Here is a 14992-nt window from a genome sequence, read left to right on the forward strand (position 1 = left end):
TTCTAGCTTCAACTGAAATATGTCATTAAGGAAATATGTCTTTATGTCATTCTAGCTTCAACTGAAATATGTCATTAAGGAAATATGTCTTTATGTCATTCTGGCTTCAACTATCGTCATTCTGTCTGGAAGCGGTACTTCTCTATCTCTTTAAACCCATTCAAGAATGATTGAACATCCATTCGCTTCTTACCAGTCAACTGAATATCAAGAAGTTCCAAGAGATTGTCAGACGTATTAACATATAGGCGAGACTTCTCAACAACAAGCATACCAGGTTCTCCTACAGCTGCGCGATCTGACTTTGCAGTCTTATAAACCTTCATTACCAAAGGTTTTACTCCATTGTCTTCAATAGAACAGAGTGTACTCCATGTGCCTGGATAAGGACTGAGTCCTCGCACAAAGTCGTAAACCTTTTTAGCGGACTGATTCCAGTTAATTTCACAAGTCTCTTTAAAAATCTTCGGTGCATGTTGAAGTTCAACATCTTCACACATTTGAGGAGCACTGATTCTATCCAAAACAGCAGAAAAATCAACATCATCCAAATTGTCTTCAGACAACTTTGATGCGATGAGATCGATTGTTTCCATAGCTATCTTTGCACCTAAATGCATCAAGCCATCATAGACATACTCAACATCTGCAGTATCAGGTATGACAAATGATTTTTGAAGAATAATACGTCCTGTATCAATATTTTTATCAAGGAAGAAGGTCGTAACACCGGTCTCAGTCTCACCATTGATAACCGCCCAGTTGATTGGAGCCGCCCCACGATACTGTGGGAGCAAAGCTGCATGAACATTAAACGTACCCAAACGAGGCATTCCCCACACAACCTCTGGCAACATACGAAAAGCTACAACCACCTGCATATCTGCCTTATAAGAACGCAATTCTTCTATGAAATCAGCATCCTTCATTTTAACAGGCTGTAAAACAGGTAAGTTATGCTCAAGTGCATATTGTTTCACAGGTGACGGCTGCAACTGCTCTTGATGACGACCCACTGGTTTATCAGGTTGTGTTACGACAGCTACAACATTATATCCATTCTCAACTAATGCTTTCAATGACTCCACAGCGAACTCTGGAGTTCCCATGAATACAATACGTATATTTTCTTTTTTCATTGCCTTTGAGGATTTGATAAGGGAAGATAATAAGTTAGGATAGGCAGATATAAGCTTTATTCTGCGCTAAAGTCAGCTACAAACTGACGATACATACTATAAAGGTGAGCACGAGAGATATAGCCAACCAATTCACCTTCAATATTAACAACAGGTAAATACTGTGCTCCCGTACGTTCAAAAGTCTTCATTACATCTTCCATTGGATCATTGACACCAAGCGTTGCTGCTGGTGGTGTCATAAGTTGACTCACATGAAAGCGATGATAAAGTTCTGTACGGAAGATAATATGACGTAGTTTGTTAATATCAATCTCACCCAAAAGTCTTCCAGACTCATTGAGAACAGGAATATAGTCATTACGGCTGGAACTAATTGCATGAACAAGCTTACCCATTTCCATATCTGGACCGACCGAAGTAAACTCATGGTCAATAATCTTATCCATGCTCATCAGCGTAAGAATAGACTTATCGGTATGGTGTGTAAGAAGCTTTCCCTGCTTTGCCAAACGAACAGCATAGATACTATGATGCTCGAAAATATTAATAGTAAGATAAGAACAGACCGTCACAATAATCAATGGGATGAAAAGTTGATAGCCACCAGTTAGTTCGGCGATAAGAAAGATACCCGTTAATGGTGCATGCATCACAGCTGACATCACGGCTGCCATACCATAGAGGGTAAAGTTTTTCTCTGGTACATACACACCAAGTTGTTGCATATTCCAAAAACGAGCAAAGAAGAAACCTCCAAAGCCACCGATAAACAAAGATGGAGCAAAGGTTCCACCACAACCACCAGCACCATTTGTAGCACTGGTTGCGAAGACTTTGGTCATCATAACGAAGCCTACATAAAGCAATAGAAACTTTGTTTCTCCTGCAAACATGGAGCCACTCATCACCTGCATCCAGTCGGCTTCTGTCTTACCTTCAATAAATAATCTCAAGCTACTATACCCCTCACCATAAAGAGAAGGAAAAAGGAAAATTAACGGAGATAGCACCAAACCACCTATCAAGAGCTTCAAATAAGGCTGAGAAGACAACTTACCATAACCATTTTCGCACCATGACATTAATCGCATAAAGTAAAGTGAAACGAATCCACAAGCAATACCCAAGAGAATTGTTGGTGGAACGCGATCAAGTCCCCAAAGGTAATCCATCTGAAAATGAAACATCGATGAGCCCCCTGTAAAGAAGTAGGAGAAACAAGTTGCGGTAACAGATGCTATCAGAATCGGCAGCAGAGAAGCCATAGTCAAATCGACCATCAACACTTCAAGTGTAAACACCAATCCTGCTATTGGCGCCTTAAAAATACCTGATACAGCTGCCGTTGCACCACAACCAACGAGAAGCATGAGGGTACGATTATCTAAATTGAAGATACGCCCAAGGTTACTTCCGATAGCTGAGCCAGTAAGCACGATAGGTGCCTCTGCTCCTACTGAACCACCAAAACCAATGGTAATAGCAGAAGCAACAATAGACGACCATGTATTATGTCCCTTCAAGCGAGACTGCTTCGTAGAAATAGCATAGAGTACTCGCGTGATACCATGTGAAATATTATCACGTACAACATACTTAACAAATAGACTCGTCAGCCAAATACCTACGATTGGATAGATAAGATAGAGCCAATTAGTCGTTGCAACATGAAAACCTGAGGTAACAAGTTCTTGTATAACCTTAATAATAACATGAAGAATATAGGCAGCCAAAGAAGCCAAAAAGCCAATAGCAAACGCCAGTACTAATACCAGTTCGCGATTGGATACATGCTTATTCCGCCAATTATCAAGCCAAGATATAAACCCCAGACTACCTGACACTTTCATCTATCTATTCAATTATTTCCTAATAATTTTCACTTCGCCATCAGCTGCCAATTTGATAATGCTGGATGGAGTATGCGGCTTATGTTCTTGACGTCTTGTTTCACAAACGTAATCAACACCATCAAGAATCTCCTGCGAGATATCACGATAATTCTGTGCAGCAGGTTCACCACTAACATTTGCCGAAGTACTTACGATAGCTTTCTGGAATCTATAGCATAACTCATGAGAAAAAGGTTCCTTTGTAACACGAATACCAATAGAACCATCTTCAGCTATCAGATTTGGTGCAAGATTTACAGCACCATCAAGAATCAATGTTGTTGGCTTCTCAACAGCTTCTATCAACTGCCAAGCAACATCAGGAACATTACGTACATAACGCTGAAGGCGATTTTCAGAGTCAACCAAGCAGATAAGTGCCTTCGAATCATCTCTACGCTTCAAGGCATACACCTTTGCTACGGCTTCTGCATTGGTAGCATCGCAACCTATACCCCATACCGTATCAGTTGGGTAAAGAATAATACCACCCTTTCTCATTACTTCAATCGCTTTCTTGATGTCGTCTTCCTGTTTCATCTTCAGTTATTATCTTTTTTTTCTAAGTATTATAAGTAAACGCAAAGATAGAGTAAAAAAACGAGAACACAAAACAAAAACTATAAAAAGAAAGTCTGATAAGGACTATTACAGTTCAATAAATCTTAAATTGTACACTCTCCTGTACACTTACTTTTACTTGAACGATTCTATCCTTACCTCAAAGTGCGTTCTTCATGACAACCTATAGCAAGGTAATTAACCCACAACACCACTGGTGCTAAGCCTCAACACAACATGTGCGGGGCATCAACACGGCATGTGCTAAGATGAAACACATAGACAAAAGATGGGAAGTAAAGTTCTTTGTTAACATTGTCAACATTGCAAGACACTCATGACTACTTGTCCAAGCATAATTATCAATCACCACGTATAACAGAGTAAACTTTCCATTATAAACGGGATAACACGCTAAGTTGCTAATATAGACAAAACGCAATAGGGACAAACAACCTCAACAGTCAGTCCTTCTTATTAAGCAAGGAATAGCTGACAAGGCTGTTTGTCCCTATATTGAATATGTAAGTTTTAAACTCTCTCAAGCATACATATAGATAAACTGCACGTACAATCCAAGAGAAACCTAAGCTTTATATCTTAAATTACAACTCCCAACCGATAGCAGAAGCACCAAGAACGGCAGCAGCAGCATCATCAAGAGAACTTACCAAGAATATTGGCTTCTCCTTGAAGATTTCCAAAGCGTGCTCCTTGTAAGAACGCATGATAGGCTCCATCAACAAATCACCAGCCTTAGTCAGACCGCCGAAGAAGATAAATGCTTCTGGAGAAGAGAAGGTTGCAAAGTCTGCACAAGCCTCACCTAACATATTACCAGTGAACTCGTAAACACGCTTAGCAAGTGCATCACCACGACCTGCTGCGATAGAAACATCCAAAGAAGTAATATCTTCTGGATTAATCTCACGCAACAAAGAGTCTTCTGTGCTCTCTTTCAAGAACTCACGAGCAGTACGAGCTACACCTGTTGCAGAGCAATAAGTCTCCAAACAACCTGTACGACCACAACCGCAAGTACGTCCCTTCTCTCCACGAACCATAATCATGTGGCCTAACTCACCAGCAAAACCATCTGAGCCATAAATCATCTGACCATTGATGACAATACCAGAACCAACACCTGTACCGAGGGTAATCATAATAAAATCCTTCATTCCGCGGGCAACACCATACTGCATCTCACCAATAGCTGCAGCATTTGCATCATTGGTAAGACCAACAGGAATACCCAACTTCTTTGAGAACATTTCTCCCAATGGCACTACACCATCGTGACCCCATGAAAGGTTTGGTGCAAACTCAATCGTACCACGATAAAAGTTACCATTAGGAGCACCAATACCCATAGCACGGAACTGACCAATTCCACCATATTTTGCAACGAGAGGCTTAACAGCCTCTACACCAGCCTCTACAAAATCATCTACAGTCTTATAAGCCTGTGTCTTTATAGAGTTTGTGGCAAGTAGCTGACCACGCTGATCAACGACACCAAATACTGCATTTGTTCCTCCTAAATCCAAGCCAATTACAAATGGCTTTTCCAATCCAGTTACAACTGGTTTCTGCTCTGTTACGTCCATGACATAATAAGTTTTTAGTTTGAATATACTATTGGCAAAGTTATGAAAAAAGTGGAATACCACAAAGTTTTGTTAGCTAAATTTGCTTATCTCATATTATTTTTGCAATTTTGCACTCAAAATAACAAGCATGCAATTTCCTATTCAATTAGATATACTGGATTTCATTTTTAAAGGGCTTCTTATTGGTATCATAGCCTCAGCTCCTATGGGTCCAGTTGGAATATTATGTATACAACGCACCTTAAACAAGGGTCGTTGGTACGGTTTTATAACGGGTATTGGGGCTGCTGTTAGTGACACTATATATGCACTTATTGTTGGATTAGGTATGAGCTTTATCATGGGACCTTTAGAGAATCCCACATACAAACTTATACTACAGATTACAGGAAGTGTTTTATTGTTGCTCTTTGGAGTATATTGCTTCAAATCAGACCCTATGAAGAAGGCTCATCAGAGCGGAAAAGAGAAAGGTTCTCTCTTCCACAATGGTCTTACAGCCTTCTTGGTAACCCTTTCTAACCCAATGATTATCTTCCTATTCATTGCAAGTTATGCACAGTTTGCGTTTGTACAGCCTGATCGTCCATTAGAGATGATTATCGGTTTTGCTTGTGTACCAGCAGGTGCGTTGCTATGGTGGTATGGGTTATCATGGTTGATTGATAAGATTAGAAATAAATTTGATGTAAATGGTATCCTTATTATAAATAAGGTTATAGGCTCTGTTGTTATTCTGTTCTCTATCATTATGCTTTTGGGAACAGTATTTAATCTTTACCATCTGCCAACTATTGATGGATTGATGGATTGATGACTAAGGATAACTTCAAATACAGATTATGTTTATAGCAAAGGAATTAAGGAAAAAGAGTATTGCAGAATATCTGCTTTATATGTGGCAGATAGAAGATACTATACGTGCATACGGTTGTTCATTGACACGAATCCGCAAAGAATATATTGACCAGTTCCAATATACCGAAGAACAAAAAGAGGAAGAAGAAGACTGGTTTGGAGACCTTGTTCGCATGATGAATCAAGAAGGTTGCCGTGAAGGTGGACACCTACAGATTAACAAGGTACTCATGCAGGACCTCACAGAATTGCATGCACAGTTGTTGCAATCATCTAAGTTTCCATTCTATTCTGCTGAATATTATCGTGTTCTACCTTTCATTGTGGAACTGAGAGGTAAGACAAAACGTACAGCAGATAAGATGGCACGCACAAATGACGAACGTCTAAAGAGTGTAGCTGCACAATTAGGAAAGAGCGAAATTGAGACTTGCTTTGACCTTCTTTATGGAGTAATGATGCTCCGTCTACAAAAGAAAGAGATTACACCAGAGACAACTCGTGCACTTAACGAGATAACAACCTTCATCGGTATGTTATCAGACTATTACATAAAGGATAAGACTGAAGGATTAAACTTCGGCGAAGAATAAAGGAGATTGCTTATGAATATTTTAGTTACAGGAGCTAACGGACAGCTTGGCAACGAGATTCAGCTTGTTTCTAAGCAGAGTAAAGACCACTATATCTTCACAGACGTATGTGAGGGATATACAAAGTTAGACATTACTAATCTCGAAGACATCCGCAAGATGGTACAAGACAATAAGATTGAATGTATCATCAACTGTGCTGCATGGACCAATGTGGACAAAGCTGAGACTGCAGGTGAGATTGTAGAATTGCTCAATGCAATTGCTCCAGAGAATCTTGCAAAGGCAATGAAAGAAGTAGGAGGCTTGCTTGTTCATGTTAGTACGGACTATGTCTTTGGTGGCGACCCATATAATACTCCTTGTAAAGAGGATATGAAGGGTACTCCTACTGGTGTTTATGGCTTAACAAAGCTACATGGTGAAGAAAAGATTCAGGCTACAGGTGTGAACCATATTATTCTTCGTACAGCATGGCTTTACAGCGAGTTTGGTCATAATTTCGTTAAGACAATGATGAATCTCACTGCGACTAAACCACAGTTGAAGGTTGTCTTTGACCAGTGCGGAACACCAACCTATGCAGGTGACTTAGCTGATGCTATCTATGATATCGTTGAGAATCGTAAGTATGAAGGAAATAGTGGTGTCTATCATTTCTCTAACGAGGGTGTATGCAGCTGGTATGACTTCACGATTAAGATTGCAGAACTTGCTGGAAACACAGCATGTGACATCCAACCTTGTCACAGCGACGAGTTCCCTTCACCTGTTACACGCCCAGCCTACTCTGTCCTTGACAAGACAAAGATTAAGGAAACCTTCGGTATAAAGATTCCATATTGGGTTGAGTCACTGAAAAAGTGTATGAAAGGTTTGCAGGAACAAGACAATTAAATAGGAGTTAAGAAAGTAGGAATCATCAGAAAGAAGTAAGCCATTACCTTCCCTAAAACATAAGAGGAAACAGGAAGACTTCAATAAAAAACTACTGACAAATCATTTTACTCCCTAAGATAATAAATCAAATGAATGAAATAGAACGCAGGCGAACGTTCGCCATTATCTCTCACCCAGATGCTGGTAAGACTACTTTGACAGAGAAATTCCTTCTCTTCGGTGGTCAGATTCAGGTTGCTGGTGCGGTGAAGAGCAACAAGATACGCAAGACAGCTACATCCGACTGGATGGATATTGAGAAGCAACGTGGTATCTCTGTATCAACTTCTGTGATGGAATTTGACTACGAAGATTATAAGGTAAACATCCTTGATACTCCTGGTCACCAGGACTTTGCCGAAGATACTTATCGTACATTGACAGCTGTAGATTCAGCTATCATCGTTGTTGACTCTGCTAAGGGTGTCGAGGCACAGACACGTAAACTGATGGAGGTGTGCCGTATGCGCAACACTCCTGTTATCATCTTTATCAACAAGATGGACCGTGAAGGTCGTGATCCCTTCGAAGTATTGGACGAATTGGAAGAAGAACTCCAGATTAGTGTACGCCCACTTTCATGGCCTATCGGTCAGGGACAGCGTTTCAAGGGTGTATATAACATCTATGAGCAGCAGCTAAACCTCTTTACACCTAATAAGCAGCGTGTGACAGAGAAGGTTGAAGTTGATATCAACTCTAACGAATTGGACGAGCAAGTTGGTGCTGAATTTGCAGAACAGTTACGTAATGACCTCGAATTAGTCAATGGTGTTTACTCTGACTTTGACGTTGAAGCATACCGCCGTGCAGAGGTTGCACCAGTTTTCTTCGGCTCTGCATTGAACAACTTCGGTGTACAGGAACTGCTTAACTGTTTTGTTGAGATTGCTCCAAGTCCACGTCCTACGAAGGCTGAAGAGCGTATGGTTGAACCAAATGAGCCTAAGTTTACAGGTTTCATCTTCAAGATTACAGCCAATATCGACCCTAACCACCGCAGTTGTATCGCCTTCTGTAAGGTATGTTCTGGTAAGTTCCAGCGTAATCAGCCTTACCTCCACATTCGTAATGGAAAGACGATGCGCTTCTCCTCTCCTACTCAATTCATGGCACAACGCAAGAGTACTGTAGAAGAGGCTTACCCTGGTGACATCGTTGGTTTGCCTGATAGTGGCGGCGTATTTAAGATTGGTGACACACTTACAGAGGGAGAAAATATCCACTTCCGTGGTCTACCAAGCTTCTCACCAGAGCTTTTCAAATACATTGAGAATGATGACCCAATGAAGTCTAAGCAGTTCCAAAAAGGTATTGAACAGCTGATGAATGAAGGTGTTGCACAGTCATTTGTAAACCAATTCAACAACCGTCGTATTGTAGGAACCGTTGGACAGCTTCAGTTTGAAGTTATCCAATACCGATTAGAGCATGAGTATAATGCCAAGTGTCGTTGGGAACCAGTACACCTTTACAAAGCTTGTTGGATTGAGGCTGATGACGAGAAAGAATTAGAAAACTTCAAAAAGCGTAAATACCAGTATATGGCTAAGGATATTGAGGGACGTGACGTCTTCCTTGCAGACTCAGGTTATGTGCTAAGTATGGCTCAGCAAGACTTTGAGAATATCCGCTTCCACTTTACAAGTGAGTTCTAATCTAAGAATAAGACAATATAAAAGCGCCAAAGAACATATCGTTTCTTTGGCGCTTTTTTATATGATTAAACGAATAACAAAACCCTTTACTACCCGCTTATTCTAAGTAACTTATGCTGTCCGATAAAACTTAATCTGCAAGCTCTCCCAAATTATCTCTCTATCAACAAACTATACCGTTTCATCTTAGAAGAAACACATTCCTACCCCAACCACTAATAGCTTCTACCCGATGATTATTTTGCACGAATATCGGGTATAACATCTTTAGTTTTCACCATGCGCACCATGCGTGCTAAGCATCAACACCACATGTGCTAAGCATCAACACCATACGTGCGGACACTCAACACACAGGTTAAAGATTAGAATACGTGTTCAAAAATGTCTCCATTAAAAAGGTAAGACACTAATGAATCAATTCTATGAGAGGGGGTTATCAGACAGTTCAATAAACTTGTTTACTTCTTGATGAACTTCTTACCGTTCTGAATAACTACACCCCTGTAATCCTTGCCTACACGCTGACCAGCGAGGTTGTAGATAGGTGCATTTGCATTTACAGTACTGTTACTAACTTCGTTAATACCTGTAGGATCATTCTTCAAAGTAACAGTAATCTTCTTAACACGTACCTGATGACCAGGAGTCTTAAACTCAACAGAGTTCTTATCGCCTGTCCATGTTACGTTAATTTTGTCAGCAGAGATTGTTAACCCTGCCATAGATGAATCGAAACCATCACCTAAGTAGCTCTTACCACCAGCTTTATATGTATCGCATACAAAAGCAACATTGGTAATGTTTGCTGCAGACGAAGTAATTGTTGTTGTAGCATCCTTGTACAAACGATAAGAAAACTTATCGTCTACCTTACCTGCGCTGAGAGTAATAGTGACACCCTCCTTTTCAATAGTCAAACCAGTTCCCTTATCCTTACCAGCTTCAAATGTAACTGTTTTCTGTGCAAAAGATAAAGAACTAACAGCAGCAAATGCTGCAACAAAAGCAAAGCGTAGAATTTTATTCATAATAACTTTATTTAATTAATAAAAAGGTTTAATTACTATGCAAATTTAGGCAAATATTATGATATATGCAATTATAAATCCATGTATAATCTTTTTTTTATTCATTTTCCATACTCATACGCTACATATCATGGTAGATGTGTGCGCTTACAATGTTAAAAACGCATTTTTTTGTTGATAAAATTTGTTTTATTCCACTATTTACCCTATATTTGCGAAGTGTTTTTCACTGATTTAGATATTTTGCTAAATCATTTTCGAGGTTGGTAGCTTCCTGCACCAACCTCTTTTTTATTTCTCTTTAAAGTAGAAAAATAATCCCAAAACTTGACACATAATGAATCTTTACTTACCTTTGTATCAGATTATTAAACTTAATTCTATGAAACAGTACAAATCTTTCCTCTTACTTTTAGCAGCTTTATTATTGTTTAGTTGTGGAAAAACAATTTTACCATCTGATGATGATCATAAAGAAGAAGAGCAACACTCTCCTCAGCCCAATGGTGACTCACAAATATATACAGTTTCAGAGTTTCTCAAGGGAGACTTTGGAAATAATGGAGTTTGGGTACATGGTTATATTGTTGGAGCTTGCAAACGAAACATCAAGCAGGCTGAATGGGAACCACCTTTCACCTATGACTCTGCAATCCTATTAGCTGACGACCCAGAAGAGTCTGACCCAGAGAATGTTATTTCTATCCAAATGGTCAACAAACAAATGAAAGAAGATATTGCTTTAGCCGCTAATCCTCAGAATTATGGTAGACATATTGCCTTCTTTGGCATTAAACAAAAATACTTAGGAATACCAGGTATGAAAAAGCATATACTGGCAAGCGAATGGTTGAACGAGTGACTTTTTACATAAAAGACTTGCAGCAAATAAGAAAATTGATTATATTTGCAACCCCAAATAATAATAAAAGTTAGAAAAGCCTATCGACATACTTCTACTTCATAAGAAAGAAAATTGAAAATGAAGAATCTGAATGAGATGACCGACGAGCAGTTGGCATTGTCATACATTGAAGGAAGCAACGATGCTTTCGATTTGTTGCTATCACGCAATCAATCGAAACTTTTTTCGTATATTCTATTCGTTGTGCATGATAGGGATGCTGCTGACGACTTATTTCAAGAGACATTCGTGAAGATTATCACGAAGTTGCAACAGGGAAGATATTCTCCAACGGGTAAGTTCTCTGCATGGATTATGCGCATTGCTCATAATGTAATCATGGACTGGTATCGTGCGCAGCGTGCAGACAAGGTGATTGACGCACCTAAGGACAACGACTTATCAAATGTTGGTGGTGACGATACAGTCATTGACAACATTGAGTGTCAATTCATTAATAGCCAGACACTCTCAGATGTAAAACGAATGATGAACCTTCTTCCTGCCACACAGCGCGAAGTTGTTTTTATGCGTTTTTATCAAGAGATGTCTTTTAAGGAGATTGCTGAGACGACAGGTGTCAGCATTAATACCAGCCTTGGGCGTATGCGTTATGCCATATTCAACTTACGAAGAATGGTCCGCGAGCATAAAGTAAGTTTGCAATTAACATAAGAATAAATAGTTCTTTTATTAACTATACAAAAAGCCCTCACTCGTTTCTTAACTATCTTGTTAAAACAAGTGAGGGCTTCTTCTATATATTACTATTATCTATGCAGTTGCTTGAGCGAGTGGATAGTAGCCTTGGGGTCAGCTGCCTTAAAGACATAACTACCACTAACAAGGATGTCAACACCAGCTTCAACAAGACGAGGTGCCGTATCTGCTTGTACTCCACCATCTACTTCGATCAGCGCCTTACTACCTTCACGGTCAATCAACTGGCGCAAGCGTTGCACTTTCTTAATACTGCTCTCTATGAATTTCTGTCCACCAAAACCTGGATTTACACTCATAAGCTGAACAATATCTAAATCGCAAATAATATCCTCAAGAACATTGACAGGTGTTGAAGGGTTAAGCGTCACACCAGCTTTCATTCCAGCAGCATGAATCGCTTGTATTGTTCGATGTAAATGAACACAAGCTTCATACTGAACATTCATAATAGCTGCGCCTGTGTCAGCAGTCTGTTGGATATAGTTCTCTGGATGAACAATCATAAAGTGTACGTCCATTGGCTTCTTGCAGGCTTTTCCAACGGCTTCAAGCACAGGAAAACCAAAAGAAATATTAGGGACAAAGACGCCATCCATTACATCCATGTGAAGCCAGTCAGCCTCACTTTCATTAATCATTTCTATCTCCTTATCCAAATGAAGGAAGTCAGCAGAGAGCAGGGAAGGTGATACTATTATTTCCATATCAATATTAGTTCAAGCAAAAGGTTTGCATCTTCCCATTGATTTTAATGACACGATAGGTATAAGCTATCTGTCGGATAATATTAAGCGTCTTCTCAGACGGCTTAAGTTCTTCTGGAGTAAATATTCTAACCATAGGCCGAAAATGTATTATTGAGAGTTATTATGTCATCTAAACGCTATATGATAGATATTATTATATCTTCTTACAAGAATATTTTCACTTTATATGCATTAATTTGTTGGGATTATCTTGTATCATTCCTTTTTATTCATCTTTCCTTTAAATAAAAGAGCTTTTCTTTATTTCACAAGCGTATAATTCGATAATTTTATGTAAGTTTGTAGCGTAAAAGTATTTGAGAATTTTATATCTATATGATTATAAAGGTATGTGGCATGCGTGAAGCCCACAATATTCACGAAGTTTCTCAACTTGGCATAGACTGGGTAGGATTGGATTTCGAGCCTAAGAGCGAACGTTATGTCAGTCAGATATCATCATGTGCTGGTATTATTCCAGACTATAGCAGCCTGTCTGACTTATCGTCACACGAATCATCTCAACAACAACAAAGACCAATTCTTTGTGGTGTTTTTGCTGATGACATGCCACAGAATATTGTTACACGCGTCTATAACTTCAATCTTGATGTTGTCCAGCTTAATGGAGAAGAGAGTATGGTGATGATTGACAACCTTCGCCGTACCCTTGACCCTGATATTCATGCTGGAATAAAGATTATAAAGCGTATTGTTATTACAAAGCGTGAGGACATAGAGAAATACAAGGAATATGCAGAAGGAGTTGATTACTTCCTCTTTGACATCCAAGATAACCTAAAAGATTGGAGTGTTTTGGAAGCGTATGACGGCAAAGTTCCTTTCCTTGTAAGTGGAAATATTGGTATCGAAGAGGCTGATAAGATTAAGACTTTCTCTCATCCTCAGTTCTATGGTATCAGCGTGAATGAGAAGTTTGAGACAGTTCCTGCCGTAAAAGACGCAGCATTACTGAAGGACTTTCTTGAGAAGGTTAAGTAAGTTCATCGCTTAGAAGGCAGAGATACTAATGAGAACAAATTGTGTTATCATTGATAACTACGATTCTTTTACATATAATCTTGTTCATCTCATAAAGGAATTAGGAGTTGATGTAACGGTGGTCCGTAACAATCAGTTCTCCCTTGAAGATTTGAATAACTACGATTGTATTGTTTTAAGTCCCGGCCCTGGCATCCCATCGGAAGCTGGTCTGCTATTGGACGTTATTCACCGCTATGCTGGCGTAAAGCCAATCTTAGGTGTATGCTTGGGCCATCAAGCTATTGGTGAGGCATTCGGAGCAAGACTAAAGAACCTATCTGATGTCTTTCATGGTGTAACAACAGAAACGAATCAAATTGTTAATACCCCTTTGTTTGCTGGTTTACCAAAATATTTCTCAGTGGGACGATATCATAGTTGGGTCGTAGAGAAGACTAATTTCCCTGATTGTTTAGAAATAATAGCCGAGAGCAAAGAAGGATTAATCATGGCATTACGCCATAGAACGCATAATGTTTATGGTATCCAGTTTCACCCTGAGAGCGTTCTAACACCAGATGGGAAAAAGATTATGGCTAATTGGTTACACATCTAACAAATAATTATTCTTATACATACTATGACAACAGCAGCAAGCTATATAGACGGAGTCATTGATGATGGAGCGCCTTGGTATGCAGTAAGGCTCTTCACTCTTAAGCTTGAAGAGGTGAGAACCTACTTTACAAGTCATGGTTTGGAATGTTTTGTTCCTGAACAATATGTTGACGTAGAAGGGCGTGATGGTAAGCCTCACTCTGTTCTTCGTCCTGTTGTCCGTAATCTTCTCTTTGTTAAAATGTCAGGAGAAGACATCTCATTTCAAAAGATTGTACAAGAAGCTAACTATAAAATTAGCGTTGTAAAGAAGTCGAAGGATTCAAGAGAGTACGCACTTATCCCTCACGACCAGATGTATGAGTTCCGTCTGATGTGTAATCCTGAGATAACTATGCGCAAGTTCCTCTCTTCTGACGAGGCACAAATGAAAGCTGGTGACGAAGTTCTTGTTAAGTTTGGACCACTAAAGGGAATGACTGGACGATTGGTTCGCTCCAGTAAGAAGTATTATCTCTTAAAAGAGATCCCAGGCATTGGTGTAATGCTCAAGGTTTCTCGCTGGTGCTGTGTACCAATGGAGGGGAAATAAGTCTCACATTGGCTGTATCACTACCTATTTTATTATCACTCTCTGACTCAGAAAAACTTTTCTTTAATACTTCAAAGATTCAAATAAGGCTTTGAAAAATCATTACATAATTTCAGATAAATCCTCTATATTTAATAGCAA

Annotated in this window: 16 protein-coding genes; 9 read left to right on the forward strand and 7 right to left on the reverse strand. The window is 39.4% G+C overall.

Translation table 11 applies throughout. The features are described 5' to 3' along the window. Window positions 1–116: 116 nt before the first annotated feature. The 4 genes from fmt to PMEL_RS04430 form a co-directional block, all read right to left on the reverse strand. Window positions 117–1139 carry a methionyl-tRNA formyltransferase gene (gene fmt, locus PMEL_RS04415; RefSeq protein ID WP_120174142.1) on the reverse strand — a complete coding sequence of 341 codons (1023 nt, stop codon included), beginning with the start codon at window positions 1137–1139 and terminating at the stop codon, window positions 117–119. Window positions 1140–1195: 56 nt separating this feature from the next. Further along, complete coding sequence (locus PMEL_RS04420) at window positions 1196–2992, reverse strand: chloride channel protein (protein ID WP_120174143.1); 1797 nt, start codon at window positions 2990–2992, stop codon at window positions 1196–1198. A gap of 12 nt (window positions 2993–3004) precedes the next feature. After that, window positions 3005–3574, reverse strand: a complete 570-nt coding sequence (locus PMEL_RS04425; RefSeq protein ID WP_120174144.1) for an L-threonylcarbamoyladenylate synthase — start codon at window positions 3572–3574, stop codon at window positions 3005–3007. A 626-nt stretch (window positions 3575–4200) separates the two neighbouring features. Next, window positions 4201–5202 (reverse strand): ROK family protein, encoded by a 1002-nt coding sequence (locus PMEL_RS04430; protein WP_120174145.1) that lies wholly within the window; start codon window positions 5200–5202, stop codon window positions 4201–4203. 130 nt (window positions 5203–5332) lie between these two features. Here PMEL_RS04430 and PMEL_RS04435 point away from each other — a divergent pair, with 130 nt between their 5' ends. The 4 genes from PMEL_RS04435 to PMEL_RS04450 all read left to right on the forward strand — a co-directional run bounded on the left by PMEL_RS04435 (window position 5333) and on the right by PMEL_RS04450 (window position 9253). Beyond that, on the forward strand, window positions 5333–6019 hold the full coding sequence (locus PMEL_RS04435; RefSeq protein ID WP_120174146.1) for a LysE family translocator: 687 nt from the start codon (window positions 5333–5335) through the stop codon (window positions 6017–6019). 28 nt (window positions 6020–6047) lie between these two features. After that, complete coding sequence (locus tag PMEL_RS04440; RefSeq protein WP_120174147.1) at window positions 6048–6656, forward strand: DUF4924 family protein; 609 nt, start codon at window positions 6048–6050, stop codon at window positions 6654–6656. A 12-nt stretch (window positions 6657–6668) separates the two neighbouring features. After that, window positions 6669–7553, forward strand: a complete 885-nt coding sequence (gene rfbD / locus PMEL_RS04445) for a dTDP-4-dehydrorhamnose reductase (protein ID WP_120174148.1) — start codon at window positions 6669–6671, stop codon at window positions 7551–7553. 131 nt (window positions 7554–7684) lie between these two features. Then, window positions 7685–9253 (forward strand): peptide chain release factor 3, encoded by a 1569-nt coding sequence (locus PMEL_RS04450; RefSeq protein WP_120174149.1) that lies wholly within the window; start codon window positions 7685–7687, stop codon window positions 9251–9253. Between the two features lie 461 nt (window positions 9254–9714). Here PMEL_RS04450 and PMEL_RS04455 read toward each other — a convergent pair whose 3' ends face one another. Then, the gene (locus PMEL_RS04455) at window positions 9715–10284 is read right to left on the reverse strand and encodes a hypothetical protein (protein WP_120174150.1); all 570 of its coding nucleotides are present in this window, start codon (window positions 10282–10284) and stop codon (window positions 9715–9717) included. 382 nt (window positions 10285–10666) lie between these two features. On the opposite strand from PMEL_RS04455, the gene PMEL_RS04460 reads away from it, so the two are divergent. Both PMEL_RS04460 and PMEL_RS04465 read left to right on the forward strand, forming a co-directional pair. Continuing rightward, complete coding sequence (locus PMEL_RS04460) at window positions 10667–11146, forward strand: DUF6359 domain-containing protein (RefSeq protein WP_120174151.1); 480 nt, start codon at window positions 10667–10669, stop codon at window positions 11144–11146. Between the two features lie 120 nt (window positions 11147–11266). Next, the gene (locus tag PMEL_RS04465; RefSeq protein ID WP_120174152.1) at window positions 11267–11863 is read left to right on the forward strand and encodes a sigma-70 family RNA polymerase sigma factor; all 597 of its coding nucleotides are present in this window, start codon (window positions 11267–11269) and stop codon (window positions 11861–11863) included. Between the two features lie 95 nt (window positions 11864–11958). On the opposite strand, the gene rpe is transcribed toward PMEL_RS04465, so the two are convergent. Beyond that, complete coding sequence (gene rpe, locus PMEL_RS04470; RefSeq protein ID WP_120174153.1) at window positions 11959–12615, reverse strand: ribulose-phosphate 3-epimerase; 657 nt, start codon at window positions 12613–12615, stop codon at window positions 11959–11961. A 7-nt stretch (window positions 12616–12622) separates the two neighbouring features. Beyond that, window positions 12623–12751: a hypothetical protein gene (locus tag PMEL_RS12475; RefSeq protein ID WP_262503064.1), complete on the reverse strand. Its 129-nt coding sequence runs from the start codon at window positions 12749–12751 to the stop codon at window positions 12623–12625. Between the two features lie 242 nt (window positions 12752–12993). On the opposite strand from PMEL_RS12475, the gene PMEL_RS04475 reads away from it, so the two are divergent. The 3 genes from PMEL_RS04475 to PMEL_RS04485 are packed head-to-tail and all read left to right on the forward strand — an operon-like array spanning window position 12994 to window position 14851. Beyond that, a complete protein-coding gene (locus PMEL_RS04475) occupies window positions 12994–13659 on the forward strand; it encodes a phosphoribosylanthranilate isomerase (protein ID WP_120174154.1) in 666 nt (221 codons plus the stop codon). A gap of 28 nt (window positions 13660–13687) precedes the next feature. Then, the gene (locus PMEL_RS04480; protein WP_120174155.1) at window positions 13688–14257 is read left to right on the forward strand and encodes an anthranilate synthase component II; all 570 of its coding nucleotides are present in this window, start codon (window positions 13688–13690) and stop codon (window positions 14255–14257) included. Window positions 14258–14281: 24 nt separating this feature from the next. Continuing rightward, window positions 14282–14851, forward strand: coding sequence for a UpxY family transcription antiterminator (locus tag PMEL_RS04485; RefSeq protein WP_120174156.1), 570 nt, complete (start codon window positions 14282–14284; stop codon window positions 14849–14851). Window positions 14852–14992: the final 141 nt, after the last annotated feature.

The sequence above is a fragment of the Prevotella melaninogenica genome, from assembly GCF_003609775.1.
GTDB classification, from domain to species: domain Bacteria; phylum Bacteroidota; class Bacteroidia; order Bacteroidales; family Bacteroidaceae; genus Prevotella; species Prevotella melaninogenica_A.

Excerpts from the sequence above, each read along its gene's own strand:
- fmt (WP_120174142.1), bottom strand. The coding sequence starts at position 1,139 with ATGAAAAAAGAAAATATACGTATTGTATTCATGGGAACTCCAGAGTTC.
- PMEL_RS04420 (WP_120174143.1), bottom strand. The coding sequence starts at position 2,992 with ATGAAAGTGTCAGGTAGTCTGGGGTTTATATCTTGGCTTGATAATTGG.
- PMEL_RS04425 (WP_120174144.1), bottom strand. The coding sequence starts at position 3,574 with ATGAAACAGGAAGACGACATCAAGAAAGCGATTGAAGTAATGAGAAAG.
- PMEL_RS04430 (WP_120174145.1), bottom strand. The coding sequence starts at position 5,202 with ATGGACGTAACAGAGCAGAAACCAGTTGTAACTGGATTGGAAAAGCCA.
- PMEL_RS04435 (WP_120174146.1), top strand. The coding sequence starts at position 5,333 with ATGCAATTTCCTATTCAATTAGATATACTGGATTTCATTTTTAAAGGG.
- PMEL_RS04440 (WP_120174147.1), top strand. The coding sequence starts at position 6,048 with ATGTTTATAGCAAAGGAATTAAGGAAAAAGAGTATTGCAGAATATCTG.
- rfbD (WP_120174148.1), top strand. The coding sequence starts at position 6,669 with ATGAATATTTTAGTTACAGGAGCTAACGGACAGCTTGGCAACGAGATT.
- PMEL_RS04450 (WP_120174149.1), top strand. The coding sequence starts at position 7,685 with ATGAATGAAATAGAACGCAGGCGAACGTTCGCCATTATCTCTCACCCA.
- PMEL_RS04455 (WP_120174150.1), bottom strand. The coding sequence starts at position 10,284 with ATGAATAAAATTCTACGCTTTGCTTTTGTTGCAGCATTTGCTGCTGTT.
- PMEL_RS04460 (WP_120174151.1), top strand. The coding sequence starts at position 10,667 with ATGAAACAGTACAAATCTTTCCTCTTACTTTTAGCAGCTTTATTATTG.
- PMEL_RS04465 (WP_120174152.1), top strand. The coding sequence starts at position 11,267 with ATGAAGAATCTGAATGAGATGACCGACGAGCAGTTGGCATTGTCATAC.
- rpe (WP_120174153.1), bottom strand. The coding sequence starts at position 12,615 with ATGGAAATAATAGTATCACCTTCCCTGCTCTCTGCTGACTTCCTTCAT.
- PMEL_RS12475 (WP_262503064.1), bottom strand. The coding sequence starts at position 12,751 with ATGGTTAGAATATTTACTCCAGAAGAACTTAAGCCGTCTGAGAAGACG.
- PMEL_RS04475 (WP_120174154.1), top strand. The coding sequence starts at position 12,994 with ATGATTATAAAGGTATGTGGCATGCGTGAAGCCCACAATATTCACGAA.
- PMEL_RS04480 (WP_120174155.1), top strand. The coding sequence starts at position 13,688 with ATGAGAACAAATTGTGTTATCATTGATAACTACGATTCTTTTACATAT.
- PMEL_RS04485 (WP_120174156.1), top strand. The coding sequence starts at position 14,282 with ATGACAACAGCAGCAAGCTATATAGACGGAGTCATTGATGATGGAGCG.